Here is a 25,996-nt window from a genome sequence, read left to right on the forward strand (position 1 = left end):
GAGGAACGACCATGCCAATTGATCCGAAGGACATCGAGTGGGTTGAAGAACCGTCGATGAATTTTTGGGAATCGACGTATCTTCCCGCGGTTGTCAGTGGCCTGCGGACAACAGGTCAGCACGTTGTCGACTTTAATCCAATTACCGAGTTCTATCCTGAACAGAAGCCGAACCTCCCGTTACACTACCGGGGTGTTCATCGTCTGAACCGGGATGACAAGGGGCGAGTCAAGTGCGTTGCATGTATGATGTGCGCCACGGCCTGTCCGGCTCGCTGCATCGAGATCGTCGCTCAGGATGCTCCTAAGGACGATCCCAACTGGGCAGACCGGGACAAGTTCCCCAAGTCGTTCGTCATCGACGAACTGAAGTGTATCTACTGCGGGATGTGTGAAGAGGCCTGCCCGGTTGATTCGATTGAATTGACGAACATTTTCGACCTGACCGGTATGACGCGACAGGAAATGCTGTTCGACAAAGAAAAGCTGCTGAGCGTCTTCGACCAGACGAAGGATTCGGGACGAGACCCAATTCGAACGCACAAAGGGAAGCTGGGGCACGCCAGCGACTTCAGCGAACTTCCCACCCTCGGCCCCGCAACCGAAGTTCGACCTGACGACCGCGCCGCGAAGGCCGAGTCGGCAGGGGTCATCAAGTAAAGAATCCTGCACGAATGTGATACAAGCATTCTTCTGAATGCAGTCCGGTGACAACTTTCAGGCAACTGGACGACCCGGCGGTAATCAAAGCCAGTATCCTTCTGCTGAATTGCAATAGGGAAGAGATCGAGATGGAATGGAACGACAACAACGGATTGCTGCTGATCCCCCTGGGTTTGGGGTGGCTCTCCGTTTGGGGGTTGATGCCCGCAGGTAGACAGCGACCGCGGATCCTCGGCGGGCTTGCCGCACTTGCTGCACTCCTCATGCTTCAGCAGATGCTGCTGCCTCCCGCAGGGGATGTGGTCCGGAACGTTCTCTTCTATCTGTTTGCCTCATCCGCAGTGATTGCTGCGGGTCTGATGGTCACAGATCCGAATCCGGTCTACTCGGCCCTCTGGTTTGCGCTCACGACGATGGCGGTCTGCGGATTATTCGTGCTCAGTTCGGCGCCGTTTCTCGCGGCCTCCACGATTATTGTCTACGCCGGTGCGATCATCGTCGTCTTCCTCTTCGTCATCATGCTCGCGAATCAGTCTGGTGCCGACTCCAGTTATGATCTCAACCCGAGTCAGCCCGCCTTTGCATCACTGGGTGCTTTCATCCTGTTAGGCGCCCTCCTGTTCTCGCTCCAGGATTGGAAGGTCAAGAACGTTACTGCAGAACAGGGGCGGTTCATTGCTGTTCCTGAAGCACTTCACCCAAATCCACTCAGCCAGGCACCTGTAGACAATCCGCACGAAATTGGTTCGTTGCGTGTGCTGGGTCGCTCGCTGTTTGGAGATTACCTGTACGCCGTCGAGATGGCTGGAACAGTTTTGCTGATTGCCACCATTGGGGCCATCGCTATTGCGCCACGAAAGTCTCAGGGAACACTATGACTGCCACCGCTCTGGAAAGCCAACTTGTTATCGGCGCGATCCTGTTCATTCTGGGAATGATCGGCTTCCTCACGCGCCGGAATCTCATTCTGATTATGCTCTCTGCAGAACTCATGCTGCACGGAGTTTCGATCAACCTCACCGCATTCAGCCGCTACCATGGCAACCCGCAAGGGGATGTCTTTACGATCTTCGTGCTAACGATCGCTGCGTGTGAAGCAGGCCTCGCCCTCGCCATGATCCTCTCACTTTATCAGCGCCGGAAATCCCTGGACGTCAATCTTTGGGGCAAGCTGGGTGAAGAGGACTTGCCGGTCTTTACGGCCCCACCTGCTCCTCAAGCACCTGTGACACCAGACCCGAACCTGGATTTGCCTCACCTGACACCTGCTGGGCGAATGCCAAAAACGCCAACCGGCACTCACGCCAGGACCTGATCTCGACAGGAACTGGCCTCGCTGAGGTGACTCGACCTACCCACCACCCCGATGGACGCTGCACACCGAATCGGGAACATAAAGAAATCCGGCTCGCCAGATTTTAAGTTTTAATGCGAATGAAAACGCGGAGTTCAACGTGACGAACTGGTTGCAAGAAAACGTGCTCTGGCTGATTCCGGCCGCCCCATTGCTGGCGTGCCTGTGGATTGTGCTGGTAGGGCAGGTGGTCCGCCGACAATACGCGCACCGACCTCTGGTGCTCGGATTGACGGTCTCCTTCCTGTCATCGCTCTATCTTCTGCTGGCCGTAGTGCCGCAGGGGTTTGGACACGATGCACACGAGGCGAGCCATTCCATCACGACCTTCATCTACCAATGGATCCAGGTCGGAACGCTCGATGTTCCCGTCACGCTTCGCGCCGATGCCATGTCGGCTCTGATGCTTGCCATGGTGACGTCGGTCAGTCTGCTGGTTGCGATCTTCGCCAGCAGCTACATGAAGGGTGATCCCGGCTATCCCCGCTTTTTCGCCGCGATGTCATTGTTCGTCTTCTCGATGTGCATGCTCGTCCTCGCCAGCAATTTTCTGCTGATGTTCGTGTTCTGGGAAGCAGTGGGCCTTTGCAGTTATCTGTTGATTGGCTTCTGGTTTCACAAACCCAGTGCCGCCGCGGCAGCCAAGAAAGCCTTCGTCGTTAACCGTATCGGCGACTTCGGTTTCCTGCTGGCAATGTTCCTGATCTGGCAAACCTTTGGCACTCTCGATTTCATCGCGCTGTTCGAGTCGCCTGATCTGATCAACGAAGTTCTGAAATCCCAGCCAGAGGTCTTCCATTGGATTTGCCTGTTGCTGTTCGTCGGAGCCGTTGGTAAGTCGGCTCAGTTCCCACTGCAAGTGTGGCTTCCCGACGCGATGGAAGGTCCGACTCCTGTTTCGGCACTCATCCACGCCGCCACCATGGTCACCGCAGGCGTTTACCTTGTCGCACGCTGTACTCCGTTCTTCGTTCATGCCCCCTACATCCAAATGGGTATCTCAGGAATCGGTGCCGCAACGGCTTTGATTGCTGCGATCACCGCACTGACTCAATACGACCTGAAACGCGTCCTCGCGTACTCCACGGTCAGTCAACTCGGTTATATGTTCATGTCTCTGGGTGCTGCCGGCAGTAGCGAAGACCTGGCGATTCATGCTGTCACTTATGCCATGTTCCATATGTTCACACACGCGTTCTTCAAAGCTGTCCTGTTCCTCTCAGCAGGTTCGGTCATGCACGCGATGGGCGACATTATCGATATGCGGCGTTTCAGCGGCTTGCGTAAGGCCTTGCCTATTACCCATTGGGCCTTCCTCGCCGGAGCACTCGCTCTCGCCGGTGTCCCCCTGCTGTCCGGTTTCTGGAGTAAGGACGAGATCCTGGCGGTTCTGGCCTCGGCCTCAAGCCACGGCCGAAACCCTGGCTATTACCGCATCATTCTCGGTGTCGCGTTGCTGACCTCCCTGATGACGGCGTTCTATACATTCCGCGCCTACTTCATGACCTTCTGGGGCGAAGAGAAGTTCCCCGAGGAAGCAGGTCATCATCCGCACGACGCCCCACCAGCCATGGCAGGACCACTTGCCATTCTCGCTGTTGCCGCACTGGCGATCGGTCTCGTCACCGGACCAACACACCTTTACAGCCACTATCTGCATCACACCCCCGGTCTTCCAGAGGGGCACGATTTTGCCCTCAACTGGTTAATGATGGGCATCAGTTCCGTCCTCGCCATCGGCGGCATTGCGATCGCCTACTTCCTCTACGTTGTTTCCCCTCGCACTGCAGAGAACCTCAAACAGAAACTTTCCTACGGCTACGCCGCCTCACAGGAAGGTCTTTATATCGATTGGTTGGGTTACAAAATCATCGCCGCTCCGCTTCGAGTTTTCGCCACCATTTGCGAACTCTTCGATCGCTGGGTAGTGGATACGCTGGTGGATTGCTTTGGATTTCTTCCCGGCCTGCTGGGAAGCATCATCCGGCCAGTCCAGAACGGCATGGTGCAGAACTACGGGGCCGTCATGATGATTGGTCTCGTAGTGTGCTTGGTCTCGGTGCTCAGAGCGTTAGCGGCAACGATGTGAGGAAGTTTTTTCGATGTCCAGTCTATTAGTGATCATGATTTTCATACCGGCAGTCGCTGCAGGGGCGTTGCTGCTGCTGGATCCACAGGCTCCTGCATCACGCGCTCGCTGGGTCGCCTTGCTGGCCACGCTGGTCACCTTCTTCGTTTCGTGGGGTGTCGCGGCTCAGTTTCTGGCCTTGCCGGAAGTCCCCTCTTCCGAGCGTGGACCGGTTCATCCACAACTTGTCCAGCGCCACACCTGGCTGGATTTGTCACAAGCAGGTCCGCATAGCCCCAACATCAAGCTGGAATTTTTCCTCGGTCTTGATGGAATCAGTACCGCAATGGTGGTCCTGACGACCATCTTGACCATCTCGTCGGTGCTCGTCTCCTGGACGGCCATCAAGGAGCGTGCTGCCGAGTTCTATGCGTGCCTGCTGATCCTGGAAACAGGGCTGATTGGGGTCTTCTGCGCCTTCGACATCATCCTGTTCTATGTGTTCTTCGAGTTCACGCTGATCCCGCTATTCTTCCTCGTGGGCATCTGGGGGGGGCCGCTTCGACGTTACGCCGCAGGCAAGTTCTTCGTCTACACTCTTGCTGGCAGCTTGATCACGCTGCTCGGACTTGTCTCCCTCGTCGTGACGACAGTCCAGCTCAATCCCGGTCTGACTACCCCGTTTTCCATCCCCGACTTGGCATCGGCTCTCGTACGCAATCCGCTGCCGGCCGCAACACAGTTCACACTATTCCTCATGATCTCAGCCGGATTCATGGTGAAGGTCCCCTTGTTCCCGTTCCACACGTGGCTTCCACTGGCTCACGTGGAAGCCCCCACGGCAGGTTCGGTCCTGCTGGCAGGTGTCCTCCTCAAGCTTGGAACCTACGGTTTTCTCCGACTTTTGCTGCCTATGCTGCCCGATGCATGCCTCAACACTGGCCTGCCATTGATCGGAAGCATGGCCGCCATTGGCATCATCTACGGATCCTTCTGTGCTCTGTCACAAACAGACATTAAGAAACTAGTCGCCTATAGTTCGGTCGCTCACCTTGGCTTCTGCATGCTGGGCTTGTTTGCCTTGAACGTTGAAGGGATCAGCGGCGGCGTGCTGCAGATGATCAACCACGGTCTATCGACCGGGGCGTTGTTCTGTATCGTCGGGATGTTCTACGAACGCTATCACACTCGCCAACTGACCGAACTGGGTGGCCTTGCCACCAAGCTCCCGCTGATGGGCGTGGCAATGGTTTTCACCTCCTTTGCAAGTATCGGCCTGCCCGGCCTGAACGGCTTCGTTGGTGAATTCCTGTGCCTTGCCGGGATGTTCAAGGCAGGTGGCGGACAGGGAGTCATCCTCGCCGCACTTGGTGCCGTGGGTGTCGTTCTCGGTGCCTGGTATCTGCTCGGTGTTGTGCAGCACGCATTCTTCGGTAAGGTCCGATTGCCCGCTGAAGACCATAGTCACGGACACCATGAGCCTGCTACCGACCTGAATGTCCGCGAAGTCGCCGCACTGGCTCCCTTGCTGACGCTGTGCCTGGTGCTGGGATTGTTCCCACAGCCCCTCCTGAACCTGATCCGGCCTGATGTTGAAGCCGTCGCCAAGCTCTACGGCAACTTCAAGGCCACTCAACCTGAAGTCGCAACTCATACAACTTTGAATAATCTGCCGAGCGTGGCTCTCGGCTCGGAGGTCCTCCCTTGAACGAAGCCATTCAACATCTGAATGGGGCATTCTCGCTCGTTGTCCCAGATGCGATCCTGTTGGCCTCCGCATGTCTGATCTTCTTTGCCGCTCCTTTTCTCGTGAGTGAACGAGGAGAAGCGCCGGCAGGTCTTCGACATCGCTGGGGAATGTTTTCCCTGCTGGCCATCCTGATCGCTGGCTGCGCCTGGTGGCAGTCGACCCCTGTTACCCGGACACTCGGCCCTTTCATTCTTGACGAATTGACCTGGTACGTCCGTGGCCTGACACTGGTTTTCGGTGCCATCCTGGTTCTGCTGCACTGGAATCAGGCTGACGACTCGCGGTCGGCCGAATCTCACGCTTGCCTTTTGGCGATTCTTGCGGGCGTCAACTTGATCGCCGCCGCAAATGATCTGGTCGAGCTCTTTGTTGCTCTGGAACTGGTCAGCGTCCCGACCTACCTCTTCCTGCTGCTTCCTCGACGTGACGCCCCTGCTCAAGAGGCAACGCTGAAGTACTTCCTGCTGAGTATCTTCTCGTCCGCCTTCGTGCTGTTCGGAATGAGTTATCTCTACGGAGTCACCGGAACCACGAATCTTGCGGCGATCCACGCCGCCCTCACTGCAGGACCTCATCCGATCAACTCTCTGGTGACGGTTGCCACGGTGATGATCATCGCCGGTCTCGGCTTTCGATTGACTGCTGTGCCGTTCCATTTTTACGCTCCTGACGTCTTCCAGGGGGCTCCGACTTCATCGGCTGCGATGTTGTCGTTCATCCCCAAAGTGGCGGGTCTCGTCGCATTGCTCCGGCTTCTCGTCCCAGCGACCGGTTCCGATGAGATTCTGACAGCGTGGTCGATCACACCCGCGGCGGTTCCCGTCCTGTGGTGGCTGGCGGTCATCACGATGTTTGTCGGCAACCTCATGGCTCTGCTTCAGACCGACATTCGCCGACTGTTGGCTTATTCCAGCGTGTCGCACGCTGGTTACATGATGGTCGGTCTGATTGTGGGCATGGAGCACGAGTTCCACAAAGAAACCGGCACCCTGGCGGAGGGAGTTACCCGGAATGCCGTCAGTGGCATCGGCGCTATGCTGTTCTACCTCGCCGTCTATGGTTCTATGACACTGGGTACATTCGCCGTTCTGATTGCCGCCAGCCGGAAGAACAAGCGAATTGAAACCTACGATGACCTGAACGGGTTGTCTCACCACCGCCCGGCTCTGGCTCTGATCCTCTCGGTCTTTCTGTTCAGTCTCGCCGGGTTGCCACCGACAGCCGGTTTGCTCGGTAAGCTTAATCTCTTCTTCGCCGCCTGGTCACAGGGAAGCGAAGGGAGCAAGCAGTTGGCCGTGATCCTCGCGATCAACGCGGTTCTGGGTGCCTGGTACTATCTGAAGATTATCGGTGTCATGTTCCTGCGTGACCCTGTTGATCGAAGCGAGTACGATAGTCAGCCGGAAACGCCTTCGCTGATCGCTGCCGGACTCTGCCTGATTGGTACCATTGGGCTGTTCTTCCTGCCCGGTTGGCTGTGGACTCCAATCCAAAGCATTATGCCTTGAATGTGAAGTGCGAGACCCTCTGCTTCTCGCATCGCAATTTGATTGGTTATGATCTTTCGGGATGATGAAGATCACGCTCGACAATCGCATCCGACCAGAGACCTCAACAAGGGAACTGGCCGGATGCGAGCTGAATTCTCCCGATATCCACATGCTCGAAAACCACCACTCACCTCCGCCTGAGAACACCCTGCCGGACGCCGTGGAACACGAGCGGATGGTGGAGTCGTTTCTGAAGTTCGAGAAGGACTTCCACAAAAATCACTTTGCGATCTGGCTGGGGACATTGATTGGTCCCCTACTGACGACGATGCTGCTGTTCGGCGTGGTCTATCTCGTCAGCGGTCCGGTCTTCTGCGGAAAGCTTCTCTTTGCTGCCGCCTGCTCATTCGCCTTCCTCGGTCGCTTTTCGATCGTCACCCCCTTTAGTGGTCTCAGCCCGACGACCCTCTTCTGGATGGTGACTTACCAGGATGCGATGGTCGCACTGTTCTTTGCCTTCCATGTGGGCTTCATGTTTCGTCTTCCGTGGATCGGCCCCAAAATCGCCTCGTTGTCCAGTGACAGCGAGTTCATTCTGGCTCACCAGCCCTGGATGAAACGCATGACGTTTCTGGGCCTCCTGGCGTTTATCGCATTTCCTCTGGCTGCTACCGGAAGTGCCGGTGGTGCCATTTTTGGTCGTCTACTGGGTCTTTCCCGCTGGGCCATTTTCTGGGGGAGTACACTGGGGGCCGTTATCGGAAACGGCGCCATGTTGGCACTGACGGTTCTCGTGAAGGATAGCCTCCCTGATAACCTCGAAAACTCGCCCCTGATCAAGTGGGGCGGTATCCCGATCATTCTGCTCATCATCTTCTTCCTGGAACGCCGCTACACCGCGATGAAGCGAGCGTTCGAAGCACAGCGGAAGCAGCAGGCCGATGCCGCTACGTCAGCGGGCACAGACCAGACCGTGTAGCCGGTCTCGATTCAGGTGTGAGCGGCCCCGCGTCTGCTCCTTCAGTTTTTCTCAAACGTCCTGCGTTTCTATGGTCGATTAAAGTGCCCCGGGCGAGCGGCAGACCAAGCCACCGCGTCGCCCGTTTCTTAACTGCGGGAGGTCCCTTGCGGCTATCAGGACATCGGCACTTCCACGATCGCCTTAATGACCCCCGTTTCCGGTTTCGTGTAGCTGGGGAACTCCGCGATCAATTCGTCGAAGCTTGTTCTGTGCGTCACCCAGGGACGTGTGTCGATCGTCCCCGCCTCGATCAGCCCAATGATCCGGCCGAAGTCTTCCGGGAGTGCGTTGCGACTTGCCAGAAGAGTCATCTCACGCCGATGCATCAGGGGATGACCGAACGAGACGTTCTCGGTCGTGATCCCTACAAATACCAGCTTGCCCGTATGGCCGACATAGTTCAGGGCATGTGACATCGACTTGCAGCTTCCCGTGGCGTCGATGACGATTGTCGGAAGATGGCCGTCGGTCAGTTTGCGCAGCGTCGCTTCCTCTTGACCGTCCCCGGCCTGAACGGTGTGCTTGACACCCATCGTATTGCGACAGAACTCCAGTCGGCTGGCGACCATGTCCATCACGATCAGGTTTGCGCCGGTCAATTTCACGAACTCGATGACGCTCAGGCCGATCGGTCCGGCTCCAATCACCAGAACATCCTCTCCGGGTTGAGGAGCACAACGGGCGACGGCGTGGCACCCAATGGCCAGTGTCTCCACCAGCGCCAACTGCTCCAGCGAGAGCTTTGCGGAGGGATGTAGCTTGCGAGCAGGGACCTTGAACAGGGGCCTCATTCCGCCGTCGGTGTGCACCCCCAACACTTGCAGGTCCTCACAACAGTTCGGGCGGCCCCGGCGACTGGCGAAACTGTTGGGGTTATTCATGTAAGGTTCGACCGAGCAGCGGTCTCCCACTTTGACGTTGGTGACTCCCGAACCAACCGCCACCACTTCGACACCCAGCTCGTGACCGGGAATTCGCGGGTACGAGTAGAACGGCATCTTGCCGAGGTAGCCACTGAGGTCGGTTCCGCAGATCCCGATTCGATGGACTCGAACAACGGCCTCATCCGCCTGCGGAGCTTCTGGCTCGGGGATATCGATCAAACGAAACTGAAGTGGCTTTTCGAGTTGGATGGCACGCATAGGGGTCTCATCAGAAAATAGAGGAACCACACGACAAGTGTTCGCTCGATCGATTCAATCTCTTCCGGGCGGAAACTCACAGTTACAGGGTCGAGCGAACCTTCAAAAAACGTCACCTTGAGCCGGCCGCTCCTGCCTGAGGGTCGATCTTTTCGGCGATACAGCCACATAAACCAGGGTGCATGAATTGGGAAGATATCGCCTTGATCGCACTGACGATAGAGCTTTTTCCTTCGCGAGTTTGCTAGACTGCACCTCTCCCAAAGCATCCCACATTTTGTTTCGGCCCTTATGTCGGCTCAGCCTGCGCCTTACTCTTTCCACGATCTGACATCTTTGGTCGGAAGTCCGACCGACAAAAACTTGAAAGTGCCATTCGTCGGGATCGTCAGCGGGATTTCCGTTGTCTGTTCCGATAGAGAGACTCACTTCAGTCTCGACCGCGATCCTTCGTCCACTCTGTTGAGAAAGTGCCTCTTTGATTTCACGCTAAGGAGAATTTTCGATGCTGATCGGTATCTTGTCAGACACGCATAACCAGCGAAGACGTACCGAGTCAGCCGTTCGACTCCTGCAGGACGAGGGGGCAGAAGCACTCATTCATTGTGGCGACCTGACCGACCCCGACATCGTGACGATTTGCTCGGCCCTCCAGTGCTACTTTGTCCTCGGGAACAATGACCTGTGTAGTGCCGAGTTAATTCAAGCTGCGATCGAGAAAGCCCAAGGTTCGATCAACCTGGGATGGGGCGGCGAAGTCACTCTCGCGGGGAAGCGAATCGGCATCACGCATGGTCATATCCCTCGCGAGTACCGGCGGCTGCGAGCGAGCAACCCCGACTACCTCTTTACCGGTCACACGCATATCCCTTCGGATCGAATCGAAGGGGCGACTCGCGACATCAATCCCGGTGCACTTCATCGGGCCTCGCAGTACACAGTCATGATCGGCAACCTGGCCGACGACCAGTTCCGTCTGTTGCGAGTCCCCGAATAACCGCCGCGCGACACGCGGCGGGCTCGGTTTCCTCTCAAGGACTCTCTCGCTACCGTTACCGGTGAATATCCGCGATACAGAAGCTGCCGTAGGTATGCACGCGGTCCTTTGCATGCAGTTCGGTCGCCAGGGCGTGATTGTAGTGGAGCAGGTCCGCCAGCTTACGTTTCTGGCCATCGACATTGACTTCCACGGAATTAATGAACGTTCCATCGAGGCCGGCGCTTCTCCATAACACGCGTGCATTGGGGGTGGTTTTGTCGAGAATGGCCTGCCATTCCGAAGTCAGAATCCGCTTGGCCGGGTCGCGAGACAGCCAGTCCATGTGATCCAGTAGAACCAATCGCGATACGGGTTCTTCCGCTTGTTCGAGAAAACCCTGAACCGTGTTGGTGTGCGTCGTGACATGATCAGCCACACCCCCCTTCAGACGCTCAAAGTTTTCTGGCTTGAGGTACTCAGGGCAGGCCTCGGGGGAGTACTGGCCGGTCAGATAGACTCGCCAGGCATAGTTGTCCTTAAGCGGGATCTTGGTGAAGACCGCTTCCACGCGATCGACGACGAACTGCAGAATTCCACCGGGGTATCCTTCGTCGATTTGCTTCCGCTGAGCTCGGGGAACACCCAGCAGCGACAGTGTCACGTCACGCCGCATGGCGAACTTGATCATCGGACGCCACAGCTTCTTCGCCAGATCGTATTGCTCGAACAGGCTCTTCTGCTGTTCCACATTCTCGGCGGAAAGCAGTGCATTGACGGCATCGCGCATCTTGGCGACACGATCAATGTAATAGTTGACGAACCACGCGAAGGTGCCGCTGGTACAGCGGAAATAGAACGACTTGCGACGGCCTTCCTTGAACAAGGCTCCCTTGCGATCCCAATACCGACGAGCATCGGAAGGGAGGTGAGGCCGCAGTTGGCTCGCATAGACGGAATTCCATTCGGGCAGACATCCATTCCCGAACAGTTTCCAGAACGTGTCGTAATCGAGGTGCCGCACCCCCGCCAGTTTCAATTCGAGCAGGTGGTTCTGCTTGGAATTCATGTCGACCGCATGCACGTGCCCGGCCCCCGCCAGAGCGTAGTCCAGCGCGTTGCAGCCGGCCGAGGTGATGACGACGACGCGGTCCTGCGGTGTCAGTTCCAGAGCAACCCGGTCGAGTCGGGGATCTTCCCAACACTGGTTGTAGACGATGTTCCGTCCATGAACGAGATTGAACCAAGTCTTACTGAGACGTTCGACAACCATATTGGAGACTGTTCGTATTGGTGGAATGTTCGTAAAGCGCCGGGCACATAACGTGAACGGGATGTCCTGAGCGAGAACGCACCAGACACACCACGGACCGCCCTATGTTGGTGGAATGGAGGCTGATTCTCAACCGTGGCCCCATTTACGGATCACATCCCCATTTCGTGGGAAATGAAACGAGGTCATCCACCACCCGCCAGCACCCTGTCAGGGCCGATTTGAAGGTGCGCTGTCGTTGCAGAGACCAAGTCTCGTTCCGCACAGCGCGACGGCAATTATATCGATCCCGGGCAGATATGCATCACCGACAGAACGAACTCTCCTCGCCCGACTTTCTGCGTGGAAGTCGGTTCACGTCTGCTCGGGCATATCACAACTCAACCAGGCCCACCAAACCAAATGATCGATTCGGTTCAGCAGACTTCCACTTCATTCTGGACCGCAAGGTCCTCGACCGTGTCGCGGATTGCATGCGTGGCGAGTTGCTTATTGTAGTAGGTCGAGGTGCTGCCCGAGACGACGACGCAACCTTCATCGACCCGGACCTGCAAGCCGCGGATACGTCCGCCGGTTCGTGCATGGACGGCCTGCTCAACCTGACCGAGAAGTTCGCGGAGTTGTTGCGGAGTTGGGATGGGAGTCAAACGCATAGTGCATCCTCCATGATTTTCTGAGAGAAGGCCCACGACCGCAATTTCAAGACAAGTTCACCGAACCGTCCGCCGACGCTACGGGCTGCATAATTGAAAGAGACCATTTCTGTTCTCTGCCACGCCCCCAATGCAACCATTAAACTCTGGACGGATGGCGACTTAGTCGTTGATAATGCCACGCTATTCTGCTTCCGTCAGAAGGTCAAAGGTTTCGAGCCGGTTTCACAAATATTTCAGTCGAATTCAGGGAAACAAACGCAGCAATTTGCTGCAAAAATCGCCCAGTCTCACCAGTTACCGCAGACTTAGCCTCAGCAGACGGGACCGCATCCTCCTCCCAAAACCGAATCACTTCCCCTGGAACGAAAAGCTTCAGCCCATGGACAGTATTTCACTTCAATTTCTCAAAGATCTGCTGCTCGCCCCCAGCCCCTCGGGATACGAGCGACCTGTTCAGGATGTGGTGCGCCGCTACGCGAGCGGCTTCACCGAATCGATCCGCACCGACTGGCACGGAAATGTAATCGTGGGAGTCAACCCGACCGGTTCACCCCGCATCATGCTGGCGGGCCACTGCGACCAGATCGGCCTGCTTGTCAAACATATCGACGACCGTGGTTTCCTATGGGTGCACGCGATCGGTGGCTGGGATCCTCAGGTTCTGCTCGGTCAGGATGTTCAGGTCTGGACCAAAAACGGCCCCATCCCCGGTGTGATCGCTCGCAAAGCGATTCATTTGCAAACCCCCGACGACCGCAAAGTGGTCCCCGAAATCAAGAACTTGTGGGTCGATATTGCCGTCCGCGACGGTGCCGAAGCACGCAGCCTTGTTTCGATTGGTGACCCGATCACCGTCCAGCTCGGCTTCCGCGAACTCCGTAACGGGTTCGCCGCTGCCCCCGGGATGGATAACAAGGTCGGTGCCTGGACCGTCATTTCCGCCGCCGAACGAGTCAGCCGGGAAAATCCCAAGGCGGCTGTCTTCGCTGTCTCGACCGTGCAGGAAGAGATCGGCCTGCGTGGTGTCCAGACCAGTGCCCACCAGATTGATCCGCAACTGGGAATCGTCGTCGATGTGACCCACGCCACCGACTGCCCCACCATCGACGAGAACCAGTTCGGCCGCATCAAAGTCGGTCAGGGCCCCGTCCTCTATCGTGGCCCCAACGTCAATCCCGTCCTCTTCGATCAACTCGTTGCCAAAGCCGCACAGAACTCGATTCCGGTACAGGTCAATGGCCTCGCCTCCGCCGCCAGCAACGACGCAGCACAACTTCAACTGACTCGCGGCGGTGTCGCCACCGGCTTGGTTTGTATCCCGAACCGCTACATGCACAGTCCCGTGGAGGTCGTTTCGCTTCAGGATCTCGACCAGGCCGCAGAGCTCATCGCCCAGTTCTGCCTGTCTGTCGATTCCAAGAGCGACTTCACCCCCTGATCGCATCATGGTCGCCCCGGCTCGCAGAACAATCTGACATGCACAGACAGGCAGCGAACGTTCCATTCTCTCTTTGGCCTCTGGCGGAGCAGGGGGGGACGACATCGGGAAGGTAAGCGGCCACTGCTTCACGACCGGCCTCAGACACGGGAGGCCGGTCGTCCATGTTCCCGAACTACGCTCCCGCCTTCGGCTGAGCGGCTTTCCACAGATTGAACGTGATATGTGCCTGCCCCTGATGGTGCGCTTCGTGCCAGCTCAAAATCTGCAGGATCCGGCGAATGTTCCAGCCCCGTTCCTGATACCACTGAGGGATCGTGTCCAGATCGGCATCGCTGAACCGGGCGAAGCATTCCAGCACGTGCTTGCGCGACTCGGCCAGCACTTCGCGAATCTGTTCGACGGACGGAATGTCGTCGTCCGGAACACTGCCGAACTTAAACCGGGGAACCAGATCGGCATAGGCGGGAGTCGTCCCCAGCATCCGCTCCGTCGCGGTCAGCTCTTCGGTGATGCCAATATGAGTTAACTGCCACCCGATGTGCGCTCGCCCCGGCCCCGGCCGCCATCCCAGGACTGCGGCGGGATCCGGCAGCTTCGCGATTTCTTCGAGCGTCATCAGCGTGCGAACCCGACAAAAATCCATCACTTCCAACAACACACTGATCGTCGATGCCATTATCTCTATCCTGATAAAGTAAACTCGCCTCACGCTGCGCCCGCAGCGTGAGCGTCATCCAGTTCAAGACCGCTGAAATGATCCCCTGCCGGGACCGAAATTCCGGTAGGGGTTCCTGCCTGATCTCCGCCACCACTCCGGCCAGTCCAGTCAGTCTACCTCCGCGCCCGCCCGCCGCCACCCACTGACTTCACGGACACTGACAACACGATTACGCATTTCGACGCAGGCTTGGGACCCAAGGTATCCGATGCTGATCAACCAAACTCACCTCGAAATCCGGAATCCGAATTGCACGCTGCACACGTTTGAGCACCTTGAGCACCTAATTGCAGAAACCCCTGTTTTTACAGTGTTGTGATTAGATGCTCATGTTCCTCAACCTTGAGCATCTTGAGCATCTAATCACCGCTCCAGCACGCCTCAATGCAATGTCGCTCTGTGACGCCTCCCGGCAACCCATGGGCAGCAATCAGACATCCCATTAAACCAAACAACGACCCCGAAGCCGGCCGCCAGGTTCAGGCAGAATTCTCAGTTCGCCGCCGCCATACGGGCGGTTAAGCTTCACAAAAGCCTGCCTGCGAAGATCAACAGCCGCTGATCGTATCGCAAGCAGATCTCAACGTCACGACATCTTGTCGTTCACCACAAGATAACAACCCGCAATCGCACGAACGGGAACAGCCAAAAGACGAACAGGTTGCCGTCGGCCCTCACACCCTGAAGGGCGACAGAACGAAATCAGGACAGTGCATTTCATGTGAGGACCAACAAACACTTGACCATCCCAGTTCAACGCGAAATCGCCTGGCCAGTTGGCCAGACCCCTACGAAAACACGTAACTCACGATCCATGCACGACATGGGGCTGGCCAACTTGGCCAATCCGTCTCCGTAAACAAATTCTGCGCCCGGAACCTCCACGACGCTCCTCCCGCACGGAGTTGACAGCGGTACCTTCAACACGACGAACATCGGCCGACGGACTGCACGGCCACTGATCCGTAGCCCTGCTCAAGACAAGCCGATCTCAACTCACCTACAAGATGCTCCACCCAACTTACCTACCAGAGACGCAGCCACGGGAACAGCACAACCTTCCAAACCATTGGAAAGTTCCAAGCGAACCAATCGTCGGACGTCGGTGAGCTTCAACGAGTAGGGCAACGACAGATGCAGTGTCCCTGCGCACTTCCTCAGCCCCATCGGCAGCGGAGCTGAAGATCGAAGATCAGTTTAAAGAATTACTCTCGTATTGTGGTATGACCATTCTTCGAATTAACAGCGATCACCATGGTAGCATTTGTCAATTCCTTGATTTTCCGAGCCACCTCCAGGCCGGGAGTGTCGTCACTGAGAGCAATTACCTGCAATTTTGGCAGCCAAGCAACCTGGGAGCTAAGCAACGGCGATACATCTGTTCTGACGCATTCCAATGCTTTCAGGCCTTCCATACGACCAATTGCTTGCCACCCAGCTACATCAATCTTGCACTCAGATACATTCAACACATTGATGCTCCTTAAGACAGAAGCATGATCCAAAACCGTGCTCTCGAATCCTGCACCGGCAAGATCCAACGAGGTAAGGTCACCAGGAAACCCTTCCCACTCGATTTCTGAGACGCGAATCTGAGTGTTACGTGCGGTAAAATTTCGCAAATGTCGGAGTTTGCCGACATCTCGGAGTGCAACCGTGATATCCCCGCAACGCGAAATTTCAAGCGATTGAAGAGTCAGAGGGAGGTTCTGGATCTCTGTTCCGCTCAGGTCGATACCCGACATGTTGAGGTAGTAAGGGGCTCCAACCCAGCCCTCGCCAACAAAGGCATTGGCGGTCACGTCTGTGTCCGACAAATTGATATACTGGATTCTTGCCAGCTGCGGAATTACTGAGGATGTCGCATCCTTAATTCGAGTGTTGCTGAGCGACACAAGGCGAATGTCTGGTGCCTGCGAGAGGACAATTAGACTACTACCCACATCCGTCAGCGGATTGGAAGACAGATTTAAGGTAACGAGATTCGGCATCGCGGGAAATTGAGACAGACAATAATCACTGATACCGCAGTTATCCATCCTAACCTCAGTTGCGTCGCCCAGCCGACCCGCGCGCCAAATCTTTAGCCCACAGAGATCCTCATTGGAGACTTCAACCTTCTCGATGCCACATAACCCCAGGCCGAAAGCCGTCCTGTCTGAAACCAGTGATCTCCACGGTTCTGGAACAGTAATCGCTGGTGTACCCCAGTCGCTAAGTATATCGAAGACTTTTAGCCTAGATCGAGTAGCTTCAAAATATATTATCGCGAAGTATGCAAGGACGAACCCTGCAACGATTAATCCGAATCGCGTCCTGCGCTCTGCCATCAAGTGTTTTATAAAACTCATCTCCTCCCCTCGCACCCGAGAACCGACAATTTTTATACTCAAAGCAATGAACCGAAATCAGAAGCTCTGTCCAGGAACTCCGCCATGCAGCCTTTAACACAACGGGTTTGAACGAGAAATGAACTATGGATCGAACCCTGGGTTCTACGCCTGGGAACATAGCCGATGTTGTTCGGCACAAAAGGATTTCGGTCTCTTCGTCCAAAACAGCAATTCACCCAAGAAAGTATGCTTGGTTAAGGACTCGAATCGCAAAACACAATTTTTACAGGACTGCGAGAATTCACGGCCAAAACGCAAAGGCGCAAGACGCGTTCGCTCACACCACATGCGAGCACCGTCTCGCTGCATATCCACTCAAGCAATTCAGCAGCTGCTTCAGGCATGCGGCTAATTACGAGTTCGTCGTCGATCGAGGGCGGATTTCAAAATCGTAGGCATCAGGCAGCGAGTTCGGGCGTGACGCAAGTTGTTTGATGGAAGAGTTCTTCTGCTCTCCCCGCTTTGATCCATGCTCGGATTCGGATGATCGTTTCCGCGTTCTCCCGTAGCCAGTAGACGGCATTGCTTTTGACACGCAGGTTGATGACGCGACGAACGGCGCTCTCGATGGCACCACTGCCGATCGGCAGCTGGTGATCGCGCGCATGAGAATAGTCCATGCGACGATTGGTCAGTCCGTTCGTGATGAAATAGTTCAACCAGGTCTTCTGGTCTTTCGTCCTGTGTGAGCCCAGTAGCGATCGAATCTCATCGACCACTGCCCCGATCTCTCCCCGCCAGAGGCGTTTCTTTTGAGTCGTCAGCCAGCGCGACTTGCGACTTCCCGTGAGCGACTTACTCTCGGCAATCTTGCCCAGGTATTCCATCGCGTGCCAGAAGTCGATCAATTGCTGGACCTTTTCCTCAAGGAGTCCCAGCGACTTGATCAGCTTGGGGATCCGCCGCCAGATCCAAGTGGCGCCATCCGCCACGAAGAGGATGCGAGCGGCTTCCGTCAAGTCGAGCCCCCGCAGGTAGGCCAGCAGTAATGCGAACAGTTGGTCACACGAACCCATGGTGCCGTCAATGACGGGGGCGAAGTCGCTCGCCATCCGGCCCTCTTCATCCACGGCATAGATGATGAAGAGTCGTGGTTCACGCCATTTCGGTGAGAATCGCTTGCGCCCCTTCTTCGTTTTGCCTCGACGTCGCTCCCGCAAACGGACACGCCCCCCATCCATCGACACCACAATCCGTCGGCCCGACACTGTTCCCGTCGCGGTCATTGAACCGAGGTCGGTCATTCGCCGAAGTAATTGGCCCATTCCCGCAGTCACCGTTCGCAGTTGGTTGACGGAGATGCTGATCCCTTCTTCGGCGAGCATCGTCACCGCCTCATCATAGGATCCCAGCAGTGCCGCGGCTTTCGCCATCCGCGTGCGGATTTGTGGGGTGTAATGACCGGCAATCCCCAGCAGCATCAGCATCGGAAACAAACCCCGACGACTGTTCCCACCCGATTGGCAACGGTGGTAATACGTCACCATGAGTGTTACGGCGACGTCACCTGGAAGATGAACTTTCTTCTGGCGTATTCCCTGAGAATGGTAGGTCCTTGGAAGTGACTTGATAAACTGCCGTTCCTTCAATCGCAGCTCGCAAGAGTGAGTTGCCCGAATTAAGTGAAGACCCAGGCGGAGCGATGCCAACTTTCTGCCCAGGGCGGCGTACTGCTGCTCATACTTCGTCACGTCGGCAGCGGAGCGGAGATCGACAGTCATCCCCCAATCCCGCAGTTCTGCTTCGACGACACTCGCCTCCGCTTCCAGTCGTTGATATTCTGCGTTCATCCGTGAATCGCTCCCTGAAAAAACGTTGTGGTAAACGCTCTTTACAGCGATTCACGGACTTTCTCATACCCCAATTTCTTGTCGAACAATTCCCGACAATTTCAGAATCCGCCCGTCGATCGAATTAAGAAGAAGACAGGCCTCAGTCCAACGTTTCGATTCGCAGAGGACCAGTACCAACGAGACGCGAGTTTCGATTTCGGGGAAATGAACCATCGCGGCTCTGTACAAATAAACCGACTCACTCAAATCTCCAACCTTTTGCGCGCACGTTGCTGCGAATTTCAGACAATTCCACAATGAACTGGTCAGTGGCAACTTCTCAACTTCGTCACATGCACTAAGCGAATCCTCAATTTGAGATGCCAGTTTCTGTGCTTCAGACTGAATCTCTTTAACATCACCTAAGCTGCTTCGCGGGTCATTATACCTGTCGAACAACTGATCATATTTTCTCGAAAATGTCGCAAGAATGTCTTTCAATTCTTTGTCCTCAGAAAGCATCAACTGCAGCCCCGTCGAAAGGGATCGGACTCACGAGGACACAGCCCCTCCAGTTGATGACATGCTGTTTCCCGCCCACCGTTCACGGTAACTCTGCGTTCATTCCGCAGGATTTTCTCCAGTTTCAGGACCCCTGGTCATAACAGTGACTTTCCCACCAGAGCCCACGTACATCGCTTTTTGCTTTGTTATGAGTTCCCAATCGTCACCCGAAGACCTACGGTGCGCCAAGCGGTCACAAAACACCTCCAGAACTCGTTTATCGTCGAACACGATGCGTAGATCCCATGAGACGCCAGTCACGTGGACTTCTTGCACCTGGCAACCAACCAGCTTCCTTAACTGACGTTGCGCTCGATCCTCGAGATCTACAGAACTCGTCACCAAACGCTGATTCTGTCGCAACCTCCAGGTGCACCAGACCAGCAGATTCGTTTCGCCCTCATAGATTCGGTAATCTGTTGAATGAAATCTGTTGAGGAGCGGCTCGGCACGCCGAACTTTCTCCCCTAATGCCAATTGAAATGTAGAATCGACACTCCCAATACTTACATACCAGCATCGCTTGCCCAAAAGGGATACTGAAGGCAGGGTCAACATTGTTTCTTTTAATTGCTTCTGACGACTCATTCAACCTCTTCTTGTGATGACGGACGAGATCCCGACTTATGCTGCCAGAGGATACATAGAATCTCAATCCCAACAGTATTGGGACGCAGCATACGCTGTTGAGGGGCAGGCAGATGAGCCAGATACGATGGACCGGACAGGGGCCGCAATAACGGGTAGGGCAGCGGTGGCTGGAAATGATTCGGTTGCGGCTCGGTATGCGTTCGAACGGTCGGCCCTTCAGGCCTTGTCGTCTTTACCCGGACCACATCCCAGCCCGATGGGCTGGGCTATGGGAATGGATGGCCCTTTGGGCCGGATGAGATGGGGTCAGCATTTGCACTTGCATTTGTATTTGTGGTCGTGGTCGTGGTCGTGGTCGTGGTCACGATGCGGGTTGCGGTCGTGGTTGCCGTGGGGTTTTGATCGATGTTGGCATTTGCGAATGTCGGTTTGAATTGGCCAGCGTTCATTCGCGCGATGGACATCAATGGCCTCTGTGGCGTGTTCCGGTCTCTTCCGGCCCAAAGGGCCATCCGTTCCCATAGCCCGGCCCAACGGGCTGGGGTTCAGGGAAGCCACAATGGTTTCAGGCCTGAAGGGGCGGTCATTCATTTGAATCGAAACCGTCATCGCCATGTGGGTTTGCCATGTCCAGATGGGATGACGATCATTTGTTGGATCACATCCCAGCCCGATGGGCTGGGCTAGGGAAACGGGTGGCCCGTTGGGCCGGAACAAATGACGATCGCGGTGGGGCTGGGGTCGCTGGCCTTGAGAAGACTAACGGAAAAACAGCGTACTTTGTTGCATAACTCTATTTCTAGTCCATCCATTCCCGACAACTTCAAATTCCGCCTTTTGTCTCATGTGGCCCTTCCTTTTCGCGGAAGGTTCTTACGACAGCCCGGACGATCTCAACCGATTCCGTCACATTATCGCTCCGCACCAAGCATTCGAAGATTTCCTCGTCCCTCGAGAGCATCGTTGCCACCACCCAGTGCCTTTGACCATCTTGGGAAGGAACACAAACCAGTGCGCTCAACTCTGGAGTGTCATGGATTTCAACTCTTTCAATTTCCCCATATCTGCACAGCTTCGCCAACCAGTAAAGATAGCGATACTCGGCAAGCTGTTGACGATTAAACAAAAAGCTAAACCTGCTGGAAGAAAAACCGTACAAATGGGCCACCCGTTCGGCGTAGGTTTTGTCTTCACTCACCTGAAGCTTCCACTCCCAACTCGTGATGTCCTTGTGCCCGAGTCGAGAAATTATTAACTCTCCGGTACTCCACGACAGCCTATCGCCGACAAAGCCCGCCTTGGCAATTGACTCTTGATTTGTCGGACCTCCGACCTGAGAGGGAATTTCAAACTCAACCTGAGGGAATGTGACTGTGCTTAAAGCCGAAGTACTACTTGGCCGTAAAGCTACCGCTGGCACAGAATCAATTGGTGACCACATCCATACCGCGATGTGCTCAAGGCGTGACAATAAAATGATCGCAGATAAGAGAATAAGTAGTGCTGTAAAGATTAACGCGCCTATCATCCACTTAAAGTAGTCTGAGAAGCGTTCTGTAGTATAAATTTTCATCTCTCTGGTCTCGGCAATGAAAACTCAAATAGAGGCTTCCGGGCGTGGTGACGCCGCATTTTTGCTTCGCGTTCCGAGGGGTGAACTCGGGGAACACAGATCGTGTTCATGACTGCGAACCAGCCTTCCGTTTTAACGTACATTCTCGGGTGGACTGCAATAGTTTCCGAGAAACATCAATGCAAAAACCAGATAGAAACAGCCTTGGACAATTATTTTCGTGCCCCAGTCACGGTATTTCGCCCGAAGGTCAGGGTCATTCTCTTCAGTCTTTGCCATCGCCTTTAACCCGAGTCTAATAACGTAACATCCATAAATTGCAAAGATTAGGGACATAGTCGCGTACAGAATCGGCCATCGTGTTACAAACAAGAGCCCGACCAGCAAGATTCCTGCGCCACGCAAGACCACATCCCAATTTCGCATCACACGCCTCTCGTATCGCATTTCTCGCACGACATTTTGATCTCACCAGACGCGACCGAGTCTCTTCGACGGGTGCGCCGCGCGAAACTTCAATATCACGAGAAAACGCGGCTTCCGGGCGTGGTGATACCGCATTTTTCTATTACGTTCAGGACCTACTTTAACGCGGCTTCAATTCGGCTTTCGATGGAGATGTTGTCTTCTCTTGCGGGACTGCCTCGCCAAAGGATTCGGCCATCTGCTCCGATCAGAAGAGCGGTCGGGAAGCTGGAGACGACGAACGCTTTGACGGCTGGAGTTTCAACATCTCCAACTCCGTCTTCTCCTGCCCAGTAATGGTCAAGCTGAGTCCAGCCGTTTGCTGCGATATGTTTGTTAACGACTCCCTGGTTGTCATCGACATTCAGCGGTACGAGCGCGATCTTGTCCTTCCATGCATCTCGGTGTTTTGCGGCGATGTCATTCAGCTTCCTCATGGGATCCTGGCAGGGACCGCACCACGTGGCCCAAAATTCCAGAAAGACAACTTTCCCCCGCAAATCGTGAAGTTGAATCGGTTGATCGGAGGAGATGGGTTTTAATTCGATGTCAGGAGCCAGATCGCCCACATCGGGAGCCAGCAGGAATTCAAACGTCTCTGCCAGGGAGGTTCCCTTGAACGCGAACGTTCCCACCCGACGCCCGTCCACGAGCACTGTGTAGGCTGATTTCATCGTCGAACCAGACGGGACGTGATCAGTGATTCCCGCGAGTTCAATTTTTCCCGATTCGGGAATCAAGCCTGTGAAGACTTCGAGAGATCCATAGTGACCGTCATAGTAAGTCACATTCAGTTGCCGAGCCGCTGCCGGGGTTCGGTCAGGGGTCAGAATCTGTAAGACTGCCGTGCGGTCACCCCTGTATGCGTTCGGATCATACGGAGTCGATCGAAATACGACATGCTCTATCTCGCCCGGCTTCAGGTCCAGATTTTTCCGATCACTATATTTCCCTTCGTGTTTGACCGCTGGTTCTTTCGTTAGGGTTTTGTTTTCGGGCTGCGTTCGAACATAGGCAGTATAATTTCCCGGAGCTAGATCGGTGATTGACCACTGGGCTGCTCTCCCTTCGACCTCATGAGAATCGGCTACCAGGACCCGATTCCCCAGGATTGTCCGATGGATTTTGAATGTCACCGTCTTGTAGGAAGGGATTTTATCCACATGGTCACCTGGTTCAAACGAGACGTCGAAGCCTGCGGGGCGGGGCACATCGATATGGATCTGCCCGTCTTTAAAGTCGGCGTAAGTGAACGGTCCTGTTTCAAAATATCGTAGAAACCCGGGCTCGTGGATCGCGACGTGGAATTGAGGGGACTCCTCTCCATACCAGAATTCAAATTGACCTGTCCCGATCTCGCGAAGCTTCAGAGCATCCGTCGCTGATATCGGATCGATCTGGTGATTCATCGGTTGGCGCAGAGATCGCGCCCTTCCCTGGAAATTGTCAAAATAAGTTTGCGCGAGCATCCCCTTGGGCCGCGCCATCCCAGCAGGAAGATGGAATATCAACTGAACTTTCTGGCCGCGACGAAGCGTGAGGACTTGTTCCCCCTTCTCCAGGCTTTCATTCTGTTCGCTGGAAAAACTCACCAATCTGGGAGCAAAACCATCGGCATGAACCGTCACATCAAATTTGTCCGCATCGGAACGGGAAGCCGCACTGTCGAGAAACACGATTCCACTACCACCAGCGGTCCACGGCGATGAGCCGGACTTCTCCGAATAGACCATTGCGTCGAACTGAGGTACTGGCTTTCCTGCTTCGTCAATCACTCGCAATCGACGCCCTTTGACGCTCGCCAGATCTCGCGCGGCCTGCGCCTTCGCCACGACTTTAATCGGCGCTGGATCTCCCTCTTCGGGAACAGTGAATGACAGCTGACCGCTAAAATCCGCTGACTGAGACGACTGACGCGGCGTCGTTCTGAGTACGGCATACAGGGACGCTTCATAGTTCCCAGGGGGTATTGAGTCGATCGTGAAATGTCCGTCGGACGAAATCGGGAGCACGTCTAGCGCAACCAGCATTCGGCCTGGTTTTCCATCTCGCCCGAGTATTTCCTCCGGACCAAGATATTTCACCGTCAGGCGGGCGGACCTGAGGTCTGCATTTTCGAGTCCAGTCACCCGTCCCTCGAGCCGTTTTCCCGGCTTACTCTCAAAGTCAACGCCTGCTTCCTGGGCGGAAACAACCTGAAACAGCTTGCGATCTGCATGAGTCATAAGACGTGACGAAGCATCCTCCCGAGTGATGATAATGCGTTGTGCACCATAATGACCCGGTGGCAGCTTCGAGAGAACTCTTTCACCCGGGTTCTTAACGGCCAATTGAAATTCTTCAATCCGCAAGAAATCTTGATTCCATGTCGCGCCATCCAGAGAACGCATCCAAACTCTCGTGCTTTGTTCCGCAGGTTTTCCGGGTAGATTGTAACGAATCACCACAGACCCTGATTCCGGCAGCCGAAGTTCGAGGTCCGTGTTGCGAGTGAGATTTTTGCGAAGGACGATCCACAGTATGGGGTCGTCGGCGATGATCGCAATCCGATCGGCAGATCCTTTTTCACGTTTGACAGAAAATGTTCCATCTCCGTCTGTCATCGCAGATCGAGGCTGCAGCTCTTTCTTCTCCAGGACGAACCAGGAACGCTTCGTCGCATTGGAATCGACACAGATGCATTCTTCACCGAGCAAGATCACCTCGGCATTCGCGACAGGGTTCCCGCGGTGATCGATGACCCTCCCTTCGACCGTCGCACCTTCAGGCCAGGTAGGCTTCTCAACTTCCAGCTCACCGGCAGTTCCACCCGACGGATCTGCTGCTTGTATCGTGCGACTTTCCTCAATGGCGGTGGCCTGAGCCGCAGGCTTCGACGTTATTGATTCGACAGGGGAATCACTTCCGTTGGAATCCTTTACTCCACATGAGATGACGCCTGCCATCATCGCCGCAACCAACACGCCAGTACGAGACCAACCTGCCACGCGCGCCAACGCCCGATCTCTCATCCGCTTATAACGCCGCCGTGCAAGGATTAATGGGTCGCCTGAGTCGAGGGAAACACGATCGTGACGTCGCATACGCTGCTGGTGACGGTGCATTTGGCTTCCGCTTCTCGTGGATAAGGGAGTGCTATTCGTCAACGCTGGAACTTGTCTCTTGTAACAATGCTGATCACAAGCGGCACTGCACGGCATCACCCGGCCAGATCTTTCATTGTTCGACAATAAGCTAGCCGTCATCGATGTTCAGCCAACTTACTACTTTCGACTTCCCAGCTCAAAGAAAATGCTCACCGGCGGAGACGGTGAGAGAGAGCATCGGGCCGATCATCTTGATTAAGTCGTCTGAGGCGAGGAAGACAACTCCCTTGGCGATGAATCCGATCTTCACCAAATTCACGCGACTGCTGCGTGGCGCCGGTTCTTTCGCGAACGTCGTCGTCAGGTAGTCAACGGCTGACTTTGTCGCGTTATAAACCGCCATCACCGGTGGAGAGCGTGTGCTGACAACAGAGACAGTATTTACGATCACGCCTCTGTCGCGCGGCATGTGCTTGATCGCTTCCTGTGCAACCAGGATTAGTCCAGCAACTTCAGATTGAACTGTCGGTGAAAGGATTCATCGGGGATTTCGCATCACGTCATGCGTTCCGTTCGGCGTCGTCAAACTGGCTTCAATGTCGGGCGATCCGCCTGCTCGACCTGGCCCTCTTCCGCCAATGCCAATGCGCGATCGACAAACTCGCAGTTTGAATGTTCGCGGTCGCAGCGTTGTCACCGTAAGTGGCAAATTTGGACGACTGCTCAGGAAGAGAATTCTGTTCCCCGATCAGGATGACACTTGCGATGGCCCTTTCCAATGTGTCGAGGGCAAAGGGATCGTTCGAGGCGACGTTGCAGCATTGAGCGGGTTGAGAAGAGTGTGTTCAGCTGAAGAGTCCTTCACCACCGGTCCAGTCGGTTGGTTCATGAGCAGCGCGAGCGATTGACAACCAACCGGTTCCTACCGTGCGAAGCACGTGGATGTGACTCGTGAGGTCAGAAAGCAGTAAGTCAATTCGTTAGCAAAGAAGTTTTGATGA

General features: G+C 55.3%; 20 protein-coding genes. 9 read left to right on the forward strand and 11 right to left on the reverse strand.

Going from position 1 to position 25,996, the window contains the following annotated elements:
• Positions 1–11 precede the first annotated feature (11 nt).
• From ACGY09_RS13250 to ACGY09_RS13280, 7 genes are all read left to right on the forward strand, one after another.
• Complete coding sequence (locus ACGY09_RS13250) at positions 12–659, forward strand: NADH-quinone oxidoreductase subunit I (protein ID WP_373649770.1); 648 nt, start codon at positions 12–14, stop codon at positions 657–659.
• 131 nt (positions 660–790) lie between these two features.
• Positions 791–1,540: an NADH-quinone oxidoreductase subunit J gene (locus tag ACGY09_RS13255; protein WP_373649769.1), complete on the forward strand. Its 750-nt coding sequence runs from the start codon at positions 791–793 to the stop codon at positions 1,538–1,540.
• Positions 1,537–1,977, forward strand: coding sequence for an NADH-quinone oxidoreductase subunit NuoK (nuoK, locus tag ACGY09_RS13260; RefSeq protein ID WP_373649768.1), 441 nt, complete (start codon positions 1,537–1,539; stop codon positions 1,975–1,977). The genes ACGY09_RS13255 and nuoK overlap by 4 nt, the downstream gene beginning before the upstream one ends.
• A 139-nt stretch (positions 1,978–2,116) precedes the next feature.
• The gene (gene nuoL, locus ACGY09_RS13265) at positions 2,117–4,105 is read left to right on the forward strand and encodes an NADH-quinone oxidoreductase subunit L (RefSeq protein WP_373649767.1); all 1,989 of its coding nucleotides are present in this window, start codon (positions 2,117–2,119) and stop codon (positions 4,103–4,105) included.
• Positions 4,106–4,118: 13 nt separating this feature from the next.
• On the forward strand, positions 4,119–5,792 hold the full coding sequence (locus ACGY09_RS13270; RefSeq protein ID WP_373649766.1) for a NuoM family protein: 1,674 nt from the start codon (positions 4,119–4,121) through the stop codon (positions 5,790–5,792).
• Positions 5,789–7,342, forward strand: a complete 1,554-nt coding sequence (locus tag ACGY09_RS13275) for an NADH-quinone oxidoreductase subunit N (protein WP_373649765.1) — start codon at positions 5,789–5,791, stop codon at positions 7,340–7,342. Before ACGY09_RS13270 ends, ACGY09_RS13275 begins: the two co-directional genes overlap by 4 nt.
• Positions 7,343–7,403: 61 nt before the next feature.
• The gene (locus ACGY09_RS13280) at positions 7,404–8,303 is read left to right on the forward strand and encodes a small multi-drug export protein (protein ID WP_373649764.1); all 900 of its coding nucleotides are present in this window, start codon (positions 7,404–7,406) and stop codon (positions 8,301–8,303) included.
• Positions 8,304–8,458: 155 nt separating this feature from the next.
• On the opposite strand, the gene ACGY09_RS13285 is transcribed toward ACGY09_RS13280, so the two are convergent.
• The gene (locus tag ACGY09_RS13285; protein WP_373649763.1) at positions 8,459–9,487 is read right to left on the reverse strand and encodes a zinc-binding alcohol dehydrogenase family protein; all 1,029 of its coding nucleotides are present in this window, start codon (positions 9,485–9,487) and stop codon (positions 8,459–8,461) included.
• A gap of 505 nt (positions 9,488–9,992) precedes the next feature.
• Between ACGY09_RS13285 and ACGY09_RS13290 the strand changes: the two genes are divergently transcribed.
• Positions 9,993–10,484: a metallophosphoesterase family protein gene (locus tag ACGY09_RS13290; protein WP_397568097.1), complete on the forward strand. Its 492-nt coding sequence runs from the start codon at positions 9,993–9,995 to the stop codon at positions 10,482–10,484.
• A gap of 55 nt (positions 10,485–10,539) precedes the next feature.
• Here ACGY09_RS13290 and ACGY09_RS13295 read toward each other — a convergent pair whose 3' ends face one another.
• A complete protein-coding gene (locus ACGY09_RS13295; RefSeq protein WP_397568098.1) occupies positions 10,540–11,736 on the reverse strand; it encodes a DUF3419 family protein in 1,197 nt (398 codons plus the stop codon).
• A 416-nt stretch (positions 11,737–12,152) separates the two neighbouring features.
• Positions 12,153–12,389, reverse strand: a complete 237-nt coding sequence (locus tag ACGY09_RS13300; protein ID WP_397568099.1) for a hypothetical protein — start codon at positions 12,387–12,389, stop codon at positions 12,153–12,155.
• 382 nt (positions 12,390–12,771) lie between these two features.
• Between ACGY09_RS13300 and ACGY09_RS13305 the strand changes: the two genes are divergently transcribed.
• The gene (locus ACGY09_RS13305; RefSeq protein WP_397568100.1) at positions 12,772–13,830 is read left to right on the forward strand and encodes a M42 family metallopeptidase; all 1,059 of its coding nucleotides are present in this window, start codon (positions 12,772–12,774) and stop codon (positions 13,828–13,830) included.
• 175 nt (positions 13,831–14,005) lie between these two features.
• Here the strand turns inward: ACGY09_RS13305 and ACGY09_RS13310 are convergent, their stop codons facing one another.
• The 8 genes from ACGY09_RS13310 to ACGY09_RS13345 form a co-directional block, all read right to left on the reverse strand.
• Positions 14,006–14,509, reverse strand: coding sequence for a DinB family protein (locus tag ACGY09_RS13310; RefSeq protein ID WP_397568101.1), 504 nt, complete (start codon positions 14,507–14,509; stop codon positions 14,006–14,008).
• A 1,247-nt stretch (positions 14,510–15,756) separates the two neighbouring features.
• The gene (locus tag ACGY09_RS13315) at positions 15,757–16,902 is read right to left on the reverse strand and encodes a leucine-rich repeat domain-containing protein (RefSeq protein WP_397568102.1); all 1,146 of its coding nucleotides are present in this window, start codon (positions 16,900–16,902) and stop codon (positions 15,757–15,759) included.
• Positions 16,903–17,342: 440 nt separating this feature from the next.
• Positions 17,343–18,734 carry a hypothetical protein gene (locus tag ACGY09_RS13320; protein ID WP_397568103.1) on the reverse strand — a complete coding sequence of 464 codons (1,392 nt, stop codon included), beginning with the start codon at positions 18,732–18,734 and terminating at the stop codon, positions 17,343–17,345.
• Between the two features lie 63 nt (positions 18,735–18,797).
• On the reverse strand, positions 18,798–19,238 hold the full coding sequence (locus ACGY09_RS13325) for a hypothetical protein (protein ID WP_397568104.1): 441 nt from the start codon (positions 19,236–19,238) through the stop codon (positions 18,798–18,800).
• Positions 19,239–19,337: 99 nt separating this feature from the next.
• On the reverse strand, positions 19,338–19,868 hold the full coding sequence (locus tag ACGY09_RS13330) for a hypothetical protein (protein ID WP_397568105.1): 531 nt from the start codon (positions 19,866–19,868) through the stop codon (positions 19,338–19,340).
• Between the two features lie 826 nt (positions 19,869–20,694).
• The gene (locus tag ACGY09_RS13335) at positions 20,695–21,444 is read right to left on the reverse strand and encodes a hypothetical protein (protein WP_397568106.1); all 750 of its coding nucleotides are present in this window, start codon (positions 21,442–21,444) and stop codon (positions 20,695–20,697) included.
• Positions 21,445–22,025: 581 nt separating this feature from the next.
• A complete protein-coding gene (locus ACGY09_RS13340; RefSeq protein WP_397568107.1) occupies positions 22,026–25,013 on the reverse strand; it encodes a thioredoxin-like domain-containing protein in 2,988 nt (995 codons plus the stop codon).
• Positions 25,014–25,191: 178 nt separating this feature from the next.
• The gene (locus ACGY09_RS13345) at positions 25,192–25,464 is read right to left on the reverse strand and encodes an SDR family NAD(P)-dependent oxidoreductase (protein ID WP_397568108.1); all 273 of its coding nucleotides are present in this window, start codon (positions 25,462–25,464) and stop codon (positions 25,192–25,194) included.
• Between the last annotated feature and the right edge of the window lie 532 nt (positions 25,465–25,996).

This window comes from Schlesneria sphaerica (assembly GCF_044336245.1).
GTDB lineage: Bacteria > Planctomycetota > Planctomycetia > Planctomycetales > Planctomycetaceae > Schlesneria > Schlesneria sphaerica.